Source organism: Aquimarina muelleri DSM 19832 (assembly GCF_000430665.1).
Classification (GTDB): Bacteria; Bacteroidota; Bacteroidia; order Flavobacteriales; family Flavobacteriaceae; genus Aquimarina; species Aquimarina muelleri.
Genome location: NZ_AUML01000024.1, coordinates 19,921 through 36,217, shown reverse-complemented (window position 1 = coordinate 36,217; position 16,297 = coordinate 19,921). Strand labels below are relative to the sequence as shown.

At 28.6% G+C, this 16,297-nt stretch carries 13 protein-coding genes; 10 read left to right on the top strand and 3 right to left on the bottom strand.

The window, feature by feature from the left end; all coding sequences use genetic code 11:
- Positions 1-33 precede the first annotated feature (33 nt).
- Positions 34-918 (top strand): SGNH/GDSL hydrolase family protein, encoded by an 885-nt coding sequence (locus H527_RS0110700; protein ID WP_155837862.1) that lies wholly within the window; start codon positions 34-36, stop codon positions 916-918.
- Positions 919-1,047: 129 nt separating this feature from the next.
- Here H527_RS0110700 and H527_RS0110695 read toward each other — a convergent pair whose 3' ends face one another.
- The gene (locus H527_RS0110695; RefSeq protein ID WP_081414591.1) at positions 1,048-3,015 is read right to left on the bottom strand and encodes a right-handed parallel beta-helix repeat-containing protein; all 1,968 of its coding nucleotides are present in this window, start codon (positions 3,013-3,015) and stop codon (positions 1,048-1,050) included.
- 289 nt (positions 3,016-3,304) lie between these two features.
- On the opposite strand from H527_RS0110695, the gene H527_RS0110690 reads away from it, so the two are divergent.
- The 9 genes from H527_RS0110690 (at position 3,305) to H527_RS0110650 (ending at position 13,600) form a co-directional block, all read left to right on the top strand.
- The gene (locus H527_RS0110690) at positions 3,305-4,450 is read left to right on the top strand and encodes a glycosyltransferase family 4 protein (protein ID WP_027412716.1); all 1,146 of its coding nucleotides are present in this window, start codon (positions 3,305-3,307) and stop codon (positions 4,448-4,450) included.
- A gap of 328 nt (positions 4,451-4,778) precedes the next feature.
- Entirely contained in the window at positions 4,779-5,384 is a 606-nt protein-coding gene (locus H527_RS0110685) for a sugar transferase (protein WP_027412715.1), read from the top strand.
- Positions 5,385-5,403: 19 nt separating this feature from the next.
- A complete protein-coding gene (locus H527_RS0110680) occupies positions 5,404-6,501 on the top strand; it encodes a hypothetical protein (protein WP_027412714.1) in 1,098 nt (365 codons plus the stop codon).
- Between the two features lie 9 nt (positions 6,502-6,510).
- A complete protein-coding gene (locus H527_RS0110675) occupies positions 6,511-8,013 on the top strand; it encodes an AMP-binding protein (RefSeq protein ID WP_027412713.1) in 1,503 nt (500 codons plus the stop codon).
- Positions 8,014-8,019: 6 nt separating this feature from the next.
- The gene (locus H527_RS0110670) at positions 8,020-8,259 is read left to right on the top strand and encodes an acyl carrier protein (protein WP_027412712.1); all 240 of its coding nucleotides are present in this window, start codon (positions 8,020-8,022) and stop codon (positions 8,257-8,259) included.
- 136 nt (positions 8,260-8,395) lie between these two features.
- Complete coding sequence (locus H527_RS0110665) at positions 8,396-9,001, top strand: sugar transferase (protein ID WP_027412711.1); 606 nt, start codon at positions 8,396-8,398, stop codon at positions 8,999-9,001.
- An 85-nt stretch (positions 9,002-9,086) separates the two neighbouring features.
- On the top strand, positions 9,087-11,318 hold the full coding sequence (locus tag H527_RS23535; protein ID WP_162143816.1) for a NeuD/PglB/VioB family sugar acetyltransferase: 2,232 nt from the start codon (positions 9,087-9,089) through the stop codon (positions 11,316-11,318).
- A 42-nt stretch (positions 11,319-11,360) separates the two neighbouring features.
- Positions 11,361-12,449 carry a GNAT family N-acetyltransferase gene (locus H527_RS0110655; protein ID WP_027412710.1) on the top strand — a complete coding sequence of 363 codons (1,089 nt, stop codon included), beginning with the start codon at positions 11,361-11,363 and terminating at the stop codon, positions 12,447-12,449.
- The gene (locus H527_RS0110650; RefSeq protein ID WP_027412709.1) at positions 12,446-13,600 is read left to right on the top strand and encodes a GNAT family N-acetyltransferase; all 1,155 of its coding nucleotides are present in this window, start codon (positions 12,446-12,448) and stop codon (positions 13,598-13,600) included. The genes H527_RS0110655 and H527_RS0110650 overlap by 4 nt, the downstream gene beginning before the upstream one ends.
- 16 nt (positions 13,601-13,616) lie before the next feature.
- Here the strand turns inward: H527_RS0110650 and H527_RS0110645 are convergent, their stop codons facing one another.
- The gene (locus H527_RS0110645; RefSeq protein ID WP_027412708.1) at positions 13,617-14,588 is read right to left on the bottom strand and encodes a hypothetical protein; all 972 of its coding nucleotides are present in this window, start codon (positions 14,586-14,588) and stop codon (positions 13,617-13,619) included.
- 36 nt (positions 14,589-14,624) lie between these two features.
- Positions 14,625-16,076, bottom strand: coding sequence for an MBOAT family O-acyltransferase (locus H527_RS0110640; protein WP_027412707.1), 1,452 nt, complete (start codon positions 16,074-16,076; stop codon positions 14,625-14,627).
- Positions 16,077-16,297: the final 221 nt, after the last annotated feature.

Here is a 16,297-nt window from a genome sequence, read left to right as displayed (position 1 = left end):
TATAAGATATCGATAATCAAGCTAGTAAAATTTATGATAATCTTCTGCATTGTAGATTTTACATTAGGCATGGTTTCAAAGCAGATATTTTTTAGCCAACAAACAGGTAAATATGCTAGATCTACACGCGCAATAAAAAATACGGAGGCAAAAATATTGATATTTGGAAGCTCTCATGCACATAGACATTATATACCAGAAGTTTTTGAAAAAGAATTAGGAAAAACATGCTATAATGCAGGGGCAGAAGGGCAGCAATTACTATATCACACCGCATTACAAAGCATGATTGTAAATCGAACAAAGCCAGAATTAGTAATTTTAAATATTGATCAAGATTTTCTTTATTATTCGAAAGAAGCCTATGATAGATTGAGTGATTTACATCCTTATTATACAAACCATAAGGATATACTGAAACCTATTTTAGGTTTAGAATCTGAGTTAATAGATATAAAAATGTTTTTTAATGCTTATCAAACCAATTCTACTATCATGCATGCTATTCGATATTATATAGCTCCCCAGATAGACTATAAAGGGTATAGACCATTATTTGGTAAAATAAACCCATCTAAGATGGTAATAAATGAAAAAGAGAGTAAAATTAACAGTACTGAGGATATAGATCAAAATTTTGTGATTGCGCTACAAACGTTTATCGACACTGCCAAGAAAAATGATATTAAGTTGATATTTGTTACCTCACCAACTTTTAATAGAGTAGACAATTCTAGGAATACATCTTTTACTACCATAAAAAGTATTGCAGAAAAGGAGAATATTCTTTTTTACGATTACTTTAATTCATCAAAGTTTATCAATAAACCTGAGTTATTTCATGATCCTTCTCACTTAAACGATGATGGGGCACGATTATTTATGAAAAATTTAATAGATCAAATTAGAGAAAATTGAGGTAATACCATTTAGGCGAAAAAAGAACATTTTATTACGGTAAATTCAAATTGGAAATGGTATTAAAAAGATAAAAGGTCAGAAATAAAGTTCTGACCTTTTAAAAAATATTATAAAAATCAAATGTTATTAGTTACAGGTATTATTTGTATCAGTAATAGCACTTGGGTTATTTGAATTATTATTAATGCAAACATATCTAGAAGCACCCGTTGGCTCATAAATTGTATTATTAACTAAAGATACGGCTGTATTATCACCATACAATCTAATACCATCACTATCCGTAGGACTAATTTTAGTATTTCCCAAAACTTCTATATTAGAAGCATCTCCAATTTCTATACCCCCAGTAACAATATTATTTTTAAATATAATACCATTTGCTTTAGAAAAACTAATAGTTTTTGAAGTAATAAAAGTGTTGTTTTGTAAGGTTACTCTGTAATCAGCATATTCAGGTTTGTCATTTAATTGAGCAAAATATACATGAAAACGACCTCCATTAATTTCATTACCTTTTAGAGATACGTTCTTAACAAATGAATTTGTCGCACTAATTGCATTACCAGTAGTTGTTATTTTATTGTTATTGATCTGAGAATTAGCAGATTTTCCAATTTGTATACCAATACTACAATCTGTAATAATATTTCCTGTTACATCAGTATCGTTTCCATTTGTACCAATAGCAAGGTCATAACCTGATATAGTGTTTCCGGATATTTCATTATTAAAAGCTGTCTCCCCACCATCTGAAGCAAAAATAGCGAAGCGATCTGCTGCTTCGGGTGTTAAAGCTTTAAAAGTGTTATTAATAACCTTTGTGCCGTTAGTATATGCCAATACAAGCTGTGTTTCAAAATTATTATTTTCTATAGTCACTTTTTGTCCAATAGTTACAGCAACACATCCACCTCTACTACCCATTTCTGTATTACCTCTAATAGTAATATCAAAAGCTTTTTCATATTCTTGGATTTCATTTGTATCAGGATGTCTTCTTCTGGTTGCTTCAATATTGATAGCATATCCAACGCCTCCACCATTAGAGTTTGTAGATGCATTTCCGCTATTAATAAAAGTATTATTTTCAATAATAACATCTCTACCATCAGTAAGAGCAATGCTCATTCGTCTAATGTCCTTAAACGTACAGTTTTTTATAGTAATTCCTGTTGTTGGGTTATATGTATCAGGATTAAAAGAAAATCCAATAGAACTTATTGCAATACCACCTTTTGATCCTTCAAAATATTTAACACCATCAATAACAATATTTCTACCTGAACGTATTTGCGTTAGATGGCTTCCTTCTTGTTCGTCATTAGAAGAATATACACGAACGTCTCTATCTCCATGTAGATTTCCACCTTTTATAGTTACATTTTCGGCATCATGAATAGCTAAAATCGTACCGTTAACTTGATCAACTTTGCCTGGAAAAATTCTCAAATGAGTATTATCAGACATTATCAGATTAAAATTAGAAGGAACGTTTACAGCTTCAATAGATGGATGAAAAACAAAACTAAATGGTGGAGTAGGATTGTGAACTTGAAAATAAGCATCAAGCTTTCCGATTTGAAATGTTTTAGCTCCTAATTCTTTAGTATACTCCATTAATCGTTCTAATTCATCATTATTGTTTTGGGCAATGTCAGAGGTAGTGGATCCTTCAACAATACCATCCCATCTAGATGCAAAGAATTGAAAAGTAGGCTTTTCCAGCTGTACATCTCCTTCGATTTCTAAATTAGAACTCAAAAGTTCTCCGGCTATAGTTCCGCCAGTAAATATTAATTTACCATTTTTAATATCACCTCCTTCAAATTCGAATCTTACGTTAGAGGGTAAAGTAATAGTTTCTCCTTTTAGATCTAAAACACAGTTTAATATAATTGTAGCGTTAGCAACAACACTCGATAGATCAAAATCGCAAGGCGTTGTAATTATATTTGGTGGTAAGTCGGGTATGATTTCTTCAGGTGGAATTTCTACTCCAGCTTCTGGATCATTATCAGCAACATCTTCTTTACTACAAGAAGTAGTAATACAGGTCATGAAAATAAGTAGGTAGTGAAATATTTTTTTCATTTTGGGAGGGATTATTTTTTAAAATTATTTAACGAAAAATTATCAAATTTATTGCTTAAATTTTTCATAAAAATGTTAAATTTTACTTAACCGTTGTAAATATGTGGTTTTTTTAATTTGAACCTTACTTTTTTTAAGGGATAACAATAAAGATGTAAGCAATTTTGTTTTCTCTTTATATTTGCTAATATAGGTAATAAAAAGAAAGCTATTTTAAAGTATCTAAAAACAGGTTATACTTATATTTGTATGAAAAGTATTTATAGAATATATTTTTAAGTTTGGGAGAATGCAAAAAATAATTAGGGTTACTACAGTACCTATTTCTTTAGGGAAATTGTTACAGGGACAATTAAAATTCATGTCACAATATTACGATGTTATCGGAATATCGGGTAGAGAAGGAGAAACATTAGATCAAGTGTCAAAACAAGAAGAAATTCGTGTTATACCAATAGAGATGACTCGCAAAATCACTCCTGTTAAAGATCTAAAAGCAGTGTATGCTTTATATAAAGTTTTTAAAAAAGAAAAGCCAGATATAGTGCATAGTCATACTCCAAAGGCAGGAACACTTTCTATGTTAGCTGCAAAATTGGCGGGTGTCCCACATAGATTACATACTATTGCGGGTCTTCCTTTATTAGAAGCTACAGGAGCAAAAAGAAAATTATTAGATACTGTAGAAAAAGCTACCTACAGGTGTGCTACCAAAATTTATCCAAATTCATCTGGTCTTTATCAAATAATCCTTAAAAATAAATACACATCACCACAAAAACTAAAAGTTTTAGCAAATGGAAGCTCTAACGGAATAGATACCTCTTTTTTTGATCCAGAGTTATATTCTGAATCCGATAATTTGAAATTATCAAATAGTTTAGGTATTACTAATGCTGATAAAGTAATAGTATATGTGGGTAGGTTAGTAAAAGATAAAGGTATAGAAGAACTTATAAATGCTTTTAAAAAGATTAGTGATATTAGAAATGATGTTAAACTTCTTTTAGTAGGAACTTATGAAAAAGAGCTAGATCCATTATCTAAAGAAACAGAAGAAGAAATTAATACTAATCCAAATATTATTACAGTAGGTTGGAGGGATGATGTAAGACCTTATTTTGCAATATCAGATGTTTTGGCTTTTCCGAGTTATCGAGAGGGGTTTCCTAATGTAGTTATGCAAGCGGCATCTATGGGAGTAGCTAGTATTGTTACAGATATTAATGGATGTAATGAAATTATAACAGATGGGGTAAATGGTAAAATAATTCCTGTGAAGGATACAGAGAAATTATTTGAAAACATAAAAATATTAGTCGAAGATGATGATTTAAGAATTGTAATGGCTTCTAAAGCCAGAGATTCTATAACGAGTAGGTATGAGAGAAAAGTAGTGTGGAAATCGATTTTAGAGGAATATTGTAGTTTATAATCAAGGTAATTTTTTATCAAAAAAGTTAGATTATAGAATTAAAAACTCAATTATAGGTTGTATATTTACACTCAATTCTAAGTGCAGAATTATAGATAATATATTAGCTATATTCCCTAATAGCATAAACGATATTTGTCTATTTATCCCCTATTTTTTTGAGACTAAAGTTATCGTTGTTATATCTTTAGGGCTATTTAATGTTTTTTAATATTAATGATTGTAAAGAAGGTTATAATTCTTTTATTTTACTATTCAATAAATCGTTTATACATTTGTTGTGTAAAATAATAGATTCTTTTATTACAATCCAAACTTTTAAAATAAGGTGTACAAAATTTTTATAAAAAGAGTCTTAGATTTTTGCATATCGTTAATTCTATTACTATTCATTTCGCCTTTATTTTTATTTTTAATTGTTTTTTTAGTAATAACAAATAATGGTAAACCATTTTTTGTGCAAAAACGACCTGGTAAAAAAGAAAGGATTTTTAGCATTCTTAAGTTTAAAACGATGAATGATAAAAAGGATTCAGAAGGAAATTTATTACCAGATAAGGATAGGATAACCAGAGTAGGAACATTTATAAGAAAAACTTCTTTAGATGAAATACCACAATTAATAAATGTTATTAAAGGAGAAATGTCTTTAATTGGTCCTAGACCATTAATTATTGAATATTTGCCAATATATAATGAAATCCAGAAAAAACGCCATGACACTAAACCAGGAATAACCGGATGGGCACAAGTTAATGGAAGAAATTCTATAACATGGAAAAAAAAGTTTGAATACGATGTCTGGTATGTAGAAAATATGAGTTTTTTACTAGATGTAAAAATACTTGGTCTAACGTTTAAAAAAGTAATTCAGAAAAAAGATGTAAACCTATCTGAAGAACAAACATCGGAATATTTTAATGGAAGCAACTAGTTTATAGAAGTAAAAATAGATGAGTAAAGATTTACAGGTAATTGGTATAACCAAAAAAATGCTTAGAGATGCGGTTGCCAAAAATTCTTATTGGAATGGTAACCTTACCCCATTACCTAAAAGTAAAGCATTATGGTTATTATCCAACTCTAGGATAGAAGAAAAAGATTATTGCGGAGTTATCGGTTATGAAGGAGAAAAAATGATTTCTTTTATTTTTATGTTTCCAGACCTGCTTAATAATAAGGATTTGGAGCCAACCAAAGTGTATTGGATGATATCTTGGTGGGTAGATAAACAATTTAAAAATACCGTTTTAGGAACTTATATATATAATGAAGCAGTAAACCTTACAGGAAAACAAATTTTAATTAAATCGTATGCAGAAAATGTAAATAGTTTTTATGAAAAACAGCCTTTTACAGTAATTGTATCAAGACTAAGACATACCATTTTTTTTAGTCTGGATGCGTCTATGCTTATTGGGAAATTTAAATTCTTAAAAAAGTTTAAATTTATTTTAGATAAAATCGACGCTACTACTGCTGCAATTATAAGATTATTAAACAAACCTAAAGCTAAAAATAAAACGAGAGAATTATCATATGAATATATAAATCAATTAGAAGATATAACTTGGGATTTTATAGAACCTTTATGTAAAAATGATTTAATATATAAAACAAAAGATTATGTGAATTGGCAATTATATAATATGCAATACACTCAAACTCCCATATCAAAAAAACATCCTTATAAATCCTTACAGACAGGAACTAGCAATAATATTTATATCCATAATCTTAAGATTATGAAACAAGATACAATTATTGGCTTTTTATCTTATGTAATTAATTATAACGAATTAAACATTAAATACTTTTTGGTAGGAGAAGAGTCTAATTATAATTTATGCGTAGATGCGTTAATAGAAAACTTAATTCAAAAGAAAGCTAAATTTATTTTTACAGACGATACAAAGCTATCGGATACTATTACAAAAAGATACAAGACTATTTTTACGCACAGAGTAACCAAAAAAGGATTAGCGCATAAAGAGACTAAATTAGGTTCTGAAAAATTAGAAATGTTAAATAGAGATGGTCATTTTTATTAAAAAAAGTAGATGGAATTTGTAAAAAAACTACAAGAATCAATAGAGAAACATACAGATCATAATGCTTTATGTATAAATAATGAATTGTATACTTACAAGCAATTTGCTATAGAAATATCTAAGATAAGATTAGAAATAGCTAATAATATAAAAGATTCAGAAAAACTAGTAGGTTTAGTAACAAATGATGATCTACAAACATATGCAAGTATTTTGGCACTTTGGTTAGAAGGAAAAGCTTATGTGCCAGTAAATCCCACAACACCTTTAGAACGAAATATTAAAATTTTTGAGTTAACAGAGACTAAGTATATAATAGATTCATCAGAAGATTCTATTTATAAAAAGGATTATAAAGTATTAAATTCTGCATCATTATCAGAAACAGAAGTGAGTCTTACTCCAAAATTTGTAAAAGGAGATCAAATAGCATATATTTTATTTACATCTGGTACAACTGGACTTCCAAAAGGGGTTCCTATTACTTTTAATAATATAAATGCATTGGTAAACGCAATTGATGAGGAACCAGAGTTTAATTTAGTCCCTTCAGACAGGTGTTTACAGATGTTTGAACTTACTTTCGATTTCTCTGTAGTAACGTATCTATTCCCATTTTTATCAGGATCATGCATTTACACCATACCCAAAGGAGCGATAAAGTACTTTTATATCTTTAAACTTATTAAAGAACAAAAGCTTACCGTACTTACTATGGTGCCATCTATTATAAATTATTTACGCCCTTATTTTTCCGAAATTAATGCTCCAGATGTACGCTATTGTAGTTTTGGAGGAGGAGCTTTGCATAGTGATATAGCAAAAGAATGGAGCGATTGTTTACCAAATTGTAAGATATTTAATTACTATGGCCCAACAGAGTTTACTGTGTATAGCGGGTTTTATCCCTATAATAAAAAAACTCATGTAAAAAACCATAACGGAATAGTAGCTATAGGAACTCCGCAAAAAGATACAGTATATCTTATTGTAAATGAAAATAATGAAGAAGTTGATAAAAATGTAACAGGCGAATTATGCCTTGGAGGTCCCCAAATCACTCCCGGATACTGGAAAAATATTAAACGTAATGCCCAAAGTTTTTTTACCCAAACAGATAAAAATGGTAAAAAGATACGATTTTATAAAACAGGAGATCTTTGTTTTAAAGATGAAGAAGGAGATTTTTTGTACGTTGGTAGAGCAGATTTTCAAGTAAAAATTAGAGGGTATCGAGTAGAGTTGGCTGAAATAGAGTTTCATGCCAAAACAAAATCAGAAAAAAAAGTAAATATGGTAGCTTTGGATATCACCAATTCATTAGGAAACGCAGAATTAGGTTTAGCTATTGAATCCGAAGTTTTTGATACCGAAGAAATATTTAATTATATGAAAACTAAAATGCCAGGGTATATGATCCCAATGCATGTCAGGTTTATAAAAGAATTTCCGCATAGTATAAACGGAAAAATAGATAGAAAAGAATTAAGAACATATTTTGAGATTAAATAATTAAAAATGAATAAAGAAGAAATTTTTTCAAAAATAAAAGAAGCCTTTATTACGGTATTAGAACATGATAATTTTCAACTTAAAGAAGAAACCACAGCTGAAGATGTTGATGGATGGGAGTCTATTACACATATGATGATTATTACAGAAATAGAGAAATCTTTTGGAATAAAATTTAAACTAATGGATTTAATGAACATGAATAATGTGGGGGATTTGGTTAGAACTATAGAAGCTGAATTGTAGATTATAAAATTCATTTTTTAATAATTTAGAAGAGCTTTTGAAAATGTTTTTTAGGAGCTTACTGTGGATTGCTAAAAGTGAAGGAAATAGAAGTTTACTATAAATAAGTAATTAAAATAAGTGATATTTTTAAAGTATGTATAATCCATTTATAAAACGAATCTTAGATTTTATACTTTCATTTTTTGGTATATTACTACTAGGACCAATTATAATAGTATTAGTTGTCCTATTGCTTGTAGTAAATAAAGGAAAGCCTTTCTTTTTTCAATCAAGACCAGGAAAAAATGGGGAACTTTTTAAAATCATTAAATTTAAAACCATGTCTGATTTAAAATCAGAAGATAAAGATAATGTGCATAATGTTTCTCGTATAACCAAAGCTGGTGCTTTTATTAGAAAATATTCCTTGGATGAAATTTTACAACTAATTAATGTCCTAAAAGGAGATATGAGTCTGATAGGACCCAGACCGCTTTTAGTGGAGTACTTGCCATTGTATAATAAAGAACAGCAAAAACGACATAATGTTAGACCAGGTATAACAGGGTGGGCGCAAGTAAAAGGAAGAAATACAATATCCTGGAGTCAGAAATTTGAGTACGATGTGTGGTATGTGAAAAATGTAAGTTTCTCCTTAGACATTAAAATATTATTATTAACCATAAAGAAAGTAATCCGAAAAGAAGGGGTAAATGTAGATCAGAATATAACAATGTCCGCTTGGAAAGGAAATAATTAAAACTGAAAGTCTTTATATAGGTTAATAGAAACCAATTATAATTTACGTAACCACACAAGTCAACCTAAATATTGTAATGAGAAAAATGGAAATAAATAAAGCATCTAAAAAAATAAGGATTTATGGAGCTGGAGGACATTCTCAAGTTATACGAGAAGTATTAGAAAATATTGGTTATGAAGTAACTGAAACTTTTGATGATAAGCCCTCTGGTCGTCATTATGCTTCTAAAAATGTAACTACAGGTGCTAGAGACAATTTAAAAGACTTTCCCCATGATGGATATCCAGTAATAATTGCTGTAGGAATAAATGCAGAAAGAGCAGAGATTGCAGGTTTTTTAAAAAGTGATTTTGACAAAGCTATACATCCGTCTGCTATTATTGCTCCTACTGCAAAAATAGGGGATGGTACAGTTGTTTTTGCAGGAGCTATAATTCAACCTAATACTGTTATAGGAGAGCACGTTATTATTAATACAGGAGCAAGTATTGATCATGATAATATAATAGGAGATTTCGCCCATATTTCGCCCAAAGCAGCTTTATGTGGTCATGTAGAAGTAGGAGAAGGATCACATGTAGGAGTAGGAGCTGTGGTAATACCAAAGGTAAAGATAGGTAAATGGTGTACTATTGGTGCGGGAACTGTAGTTTTAAACGATGTTCCAGATTACTCTACGGTAGTTGGTAACCCTGGTAAAGTAATAAAAATAAAAACTCCAGAAGAACAACTTAATACTAAACCAAAACAATCAGATATTACCTTTGTAGGCTCTGGTATTTCTTCTTCTTTCACCATCTTACATTTTCTAGATCTTCTTGAAAAGACAAATACAAGAAAAAAAATACATATAAGTATAATAGATAAATATCAAGAATTTCATTCAGGAATCCCATACGGATCAAGATCTGGTTTTTCAGTACATTTAATAACATCGCTAAAAAACTTTTTGCCAGAGCCAGAACTTGGCAAATTTATAAAATGGCTGAATAACAACAAAAATTGGTTATTAGATGAATTGAAAAAGGATGGGGGAGTATTGTCTTTAGATTGGATTGCAACACATGCTAAGGAAATAGAAAATAATGAATGGGAAGACCTTTTCATTCCTCGTCGTTTTTTTGGATGGTATATTAATGAAAAAGTAAAAAACAGATTAGAATTTTTTAAGATAAAAGGATTAATAGATATTAATTATATCAATACAGAAGTTATTGATATAGATAAAAAAGAAAATAATTATACATTAATATTAGAAAATAAAACAACAGTATCTTCAGAAAAAGTGATATTGTCTGTAGGATCTTTACCAGTTAATACGTTGTGGAAAAATGAAAGTTTGATTGAAAAAGAAAATCTATTCTTTATAAATAATCCTTATAAGCCTGAATTAACAAAAATATTAGAAAAAATAAAGTTATTTTTAAAGAAAACCCCAAATAAAAAAGTAAATGTTCTTATTGTAGGAGCTAATGCAAGTGGTCTTGAAATGCTTTATAAACTAAATGATATAGAAGATATAGGCAATCAAATAAATAAATTCACAATTCTTTCTACACAAGGTCTGTTACCGGATGCAGTAGTAGATGAAAAACGCCAAAAAGAATATATTCCTTTTAATTTACAGGCATTAACAAAAGAAAAAAATATTACAGCAAAAATAATAGCTGAAGCTACATTTAAGGATTTAGATCATGCAGATCAAATGGATCTTGGAGCAGCTTCTACCGTTGATATTATATCTAGAGCTTTTGGAAATTTATTAAGTAAGCTTAATCCAAAAGAATTAGAAAAATTTGCTTGTCATTATGGTAATGAAATAGGACGACGACAAAGATGTGCAGGTTTTCATTATTCAAAAACAGTAGATCAATTAAAAGAAGAAAATCGATTTGAGCATATTGCGGGAAGATTTACGAATATCGAAAAAAATAGTTCTGGAGAATATTCTTTAGAATATTTAGATACAGAGTCTGGAATAAATAAAATCTATGAAACTCCAGTACATATAATAATAAACTGTATTGGTGGTATAAATTTTGATAATCAAAATATCCCAGAACTATTAAGAAATGCAATAAAAAAAGAATATTGTAAACCTAATGATTCTAAAATTGGCTTTGAAGTAAATAATGATTTAGAGACTTCCGAAAATTTACATGTTGTAGGGCCACTACTTGCTGGAAATGTATTTGACGGTAAAGCCGTTTGGCATGTAGAACATTGCGGAAGAATTATTTGGTTATCCCAGGTATTATCTGAAAAAATTAAAAATTACTTTTTTAAAAGCAGTGAATTAAAAGAACACCAATAAAGCAGACTAATAAACAACCACACCCAACTAATCTTTTAACAATTGAAGCAAAACTACAAACTATTTACTAAAAACCTTGATGATAACTCAGATGTTATAGAATATAAGACGCTTCTTCATAGTGAATGGGATAATAACGTATATTATTCAGCGGAACACTTGCAGCATTTTGAGAAGAATTTTGAAAAACTGAAGTATTTTTTGTTTACAAAAAATGATAAACCAGTTATTCTAATGCCCTTTGTGTTTAGAGAAATAAATCTTAAAGGGCATAAATTTCCATATTTTGATGTAATAAGTCCTTATGGATATAGCGGTCCATTATTTAATAATGATATATTAGAAGAAGATATTGTTTCTTTTTGGAGTCATGTAGATCAGTGGTATAAAGAAAATAATGTAGTTGCAGAGTTTATTCGTTTTAGTTTAAATGATAATCATAATAAATACTCAGGTTGTCTTACCAAAACACTTTCAAATGTAAGAGGACATTTTATGGATAGTTTTGAAGAACAGTGGAAAGGATTTTTGCCAAAAGTTAGAAATAATTATAGAAAAGCAGTTAATTATAATTTGAGATTTAAAATTTTTCATAAAAAAGAAATAACAAAAGATACCATTAAAATATTTAATGATATATATGTAGATACTATGAATCGAAATAACGCAGATAGTGTCTATTTCTTTTCCAGTTCTTATTTTGAAAACCTAATATTTTCTAACATAAATAATTTTTCTATAGCAATTGCATATTATGAGAATATACCAATTTCAATTGAACTTATAATAGGGTATAAAAGTACAATTTTTGCATTTTTGGGTGGTACTAATGCCGAATACTTTAGTTATAGGCCTAATGATTTTCTAAGAGTAAAAATTATAGAATGGGCAATTGAAAAAGGAATTGAATATTATGTTTTGGGAGGAGGAATGAAAGATGGAGACGGTTTATATAAGCATAAGAAATCTCTTTTTCCAAAAGATAAAGATGTTGTTTTTTACACTGGTAGAAAAATAGTTAATGAACAAGTTTATGATGAATTGTGTAAGTTTTCTAATGCAGAATATTCATGTACTCATAAACAAAATGTAAAAGATTATTTTTTTCCATTTTATAGATTTAGCGTATGAAAAAAGTTCGAATAGATTATTTTTTTGAACTTTTTGAGAAAAGTGTAATTCCAAAAATATTTTCAAGAGTAGAGTGTTTTGAAAAAGAAGAATCTATAGTTAATCCAGATTATAAAGACGATTTTGATAACGCATCTAATACTATTTATTCGGTCTTTTTTATACCAAATTATTTGAAACCAATTTTTGGTAAGGATACCTTTAAAATAAAAAAAATAACACAGTTTTTTAAAGGGTATGCTATTTTTTTAGAAGGATTTGTTTCTGCCAATGCGTATATAAAATATCGTTTTAGAAGTAACGCCAAAGGAATAAGAAGAAAAATTAATAGACTAGAGTCGTGCTTTAATATATCTTATAAAACATATTATGGAGAAATAAAGCAAGAGGAATATAATTTTTTAATGAATACTCTAGAAGAGATGCTTGTGAAAAGATTTGAACAACGCAATGATGTAAGTCAAAGTCTTTTGAGTTGGGATCATTATAAAAATATATATTTTTCTTTAATAAATGAAAAAAGAGCTTCTATGTTTGTTGTTTACGATAGGAATAAACCAATTGTAGTATCTCTTAATCATCATTTTTATAAGCGGCTTTTTAGTGCGATATCTTCTTATGATATAGATTATTCTAAATTTAGTTTAGGAAGTTTAGAAATTTATAAAAAACTAGATTGGTGTATTACTAATGATTATAAATCTTATGAGATGGGAATGGGGGATCTTACGTATAAGAGAGAATGGAGTAATCATATATATAATTTTGAACATCAAATTATGTATCCAAAAAATAACAGTATAGCAACACTTTACGCGAACTTAGAGTATATGAAAGCTTTTGCGAAAGAAATGATTTTTAAAATAGCTTATGTTAGATATAAAGAGTACAAAACAAAGCGCAAAAAAAATGATAATACTATAGATGTAAAGTATGAAGCGTTTCCTATAGAAAAAGTACACTACAGTAAAGAACACCCTGTTGTAGATTTTAATAATGATGATTATGTTTTTTTAAGGAATATAGTTTTTGATTTTTTATATAGTAGTATAGAAAATGTCTCAGATGTAAAAGTTTTGGAGGTTTCTGAAAAGCAAAAAACATATATAATAGCAGGAAAATCTAAAATGCAAAAAATTGTTTTTATGTAAATACATAAAAAGCGCTCTATTTTTTAATAAAGCCCTTGTTTATTAAATAATCGGTTATGCTTTTCGCTATAAGATTTCTACCATTATTGTTCCAATGTCTATCGTAAATAAGAGTTGTAGGGTGATCAGAGCTTTTAAATAAAGAAGAAAAATCAATATAATTGTACTTATTTTCTTCTAAATAAGATATAAATGCAGAGCTTGTTATCTGAGAATCCAACAAAAGAGTAAAACGTTCTTTATCATACCCGTATTTTGAAACCAGATTTTTAAAATTTGTTAAATACATTTTATCCTTTTCTTCTTTTAATTTCTGTATTTCAATATCATTTTTTGGAATTATTTTTTTCTTAGGTTTAAGGATGTTGGTTATACGATAGATTAACTCTTGAGGGGGATCTAGAACTCCTATGCTTTTGCAGTAAACCAAAAGCTTACTTTTTTTTAATATTTTATGTATAGGAGACTCTAAAGCCAGTCTGCTTTTAACAACCTTATATTCTCCTCGGGTTAGATCATTAGAAAATTTTATCCCTAAAACAACATGATCGATTAAATCAAATTGTTCTTTATACGAATATACTAGATGTAGTTGATCTGCAAAATCATATCCAGCGTAGCCGTATTCATATACTTCTATATTAGGTATTTTTTGTTCTATTTTTTTACCGATAGAATTATAATAATTTTGATGGAACCCTTCGATAAAAGAATCTCCCACAAGTGCAATTTCTATTTTCTTTTTTGTGGGTGTAAATTCTCGGTACGAATTATAGCCAGATGCATTAATATGATATTCAGAAAAGTTTTGCCTTCGATTTCCTGTAACAGAATATCCATTTTGATTAGGCTTCCATTTTTCTACTTCGTAGGTATCTAGAAATCGAGTAGGAGTGTCTTTTCCTAAATAAAACACACGAACTAAACCTTCTAATAATATGATTATTAAGAAAACATACAATATACTTTTTAGAATAAGTTTTTTCATTTTGTTTTAAAGTATTATTATTTAAACCTAACCAGACTAGAATTGAAAATAAATAAAAGATCTATCTATGCTATCATCAAAAAATAATAACATTCCTAGTATAACCAAAACATAGATTAAAAATCGTGTTGATTTGGATGTGAATTTAAAAGGAGCTCTTTCATCTTTTCTAATCCTATATTCATACAGTACAAAAATCCCAAGTAAAATAAAATAATCTATCATGCGATATCCAAGAGGATGTTGGTAAGTCTCATAATAAAAATTAGAATATATCTGTTCTAAAAAACCTAACGCATCTGTAATAGATTGTGATCTAAAAAATACTCTCGAAAATGTAACAAGAAAAAAAGTAAGTAATATTTGTGTAATCTCTGTTAAAGATGGTAACCAACGATTTTCTGCTACAACAGTATTCATATACATTCTATTTCTACCCATTAAAAAAACAGGAATGTATAAGATAGCATGAATACCACCCCAAACAATGAAAGTCCAATTTGCACCATGCCAAAAACCACTAACCAAGAAAATAATAATAATATTTCTGATAGATTTAAGTTTACTAACCCGGCTTCCTCCAAGAGGAATATATACATAATGTCGAAACCAAGTAGATAAAGACACGTGCCATCTTTGCCAGTATTCGGCAACATTTCTTGAAAAATTAGGGAATTTAAAGTTAGACATTAACTCTATACCAAATAGCTTGGCTGTTCCTATTGCTATGTCAGAATAACCGCTAAAATCACCATATACCTGAAAACTAAATAAAGAAACACCCATTATAAGGGTGGAAGCAGGATAATCATTATAATTAGCAAAAATATCATCAACAATAGGAGCGATTGAATCTGCTATAACCACTTTTTTGAATAGCCCCCATAAGATTAACTTTAAACCATCGGTACATTGCGTATAATTAAAAGCCCTTTTAGTAGAAATTTGAGATAAAAGGTTAGAGGCTCTTTCAATTGGGCCAGCAACTAATTGAGGAAAAAAACTTACAAACGTAGCAAAGGAAATAAAATTTTTAGTGGGACTTAGCCTTTTATAGTATATGTCTAAAGAATATGACATGGTTTGAAAGGTGTAAAAAGAGATTCCAACTGGTAGAATAATTTGTAGAGTCCAGGTACTTTTAACATCATTTCCAAAAACAGAAAGAAAATCTATCCATGAATCTATAAAGAAATTATAATATTTAAAAAAACCTAAAAGACTAATATTAAAAATTACACTTACCCATAACCATCTTTTTCTTTCTTTTTTAGATTTACTAGTATAAATAGTTTGACCAACAAAGAAATCAACTAAGGTACTTGCTAAAATTAGCAAAAGAAATCTCCAATCCCATAGTCCGTAAAACACATAACTAGCAAAAAGAAGAAAGAAATTTTGAACCTGAATTTTTTTATAAAAAACAAGCCAGTAGAGTATAAAAACTACAGGTAAAAAAATAAAGAAATCTAATGAATTAAATAACATCTACAATATTACAGTTATTAAGGTTTTTGGGAAAGGAATTTGTAATTAAAATTTTATACAAAAAAACTCTAAATCTTTTTAAAACATTATAAATTTTGTTTATTTTTTATATAAATCAAATTATTTATTGATTTTTTCGAGAATACAGAATCTGTTACTAAAGAAGAATAGAAAATTTAGGGGATAAAAACCCCTTTGTAAATAGGTTTTTTCCTTCCTCT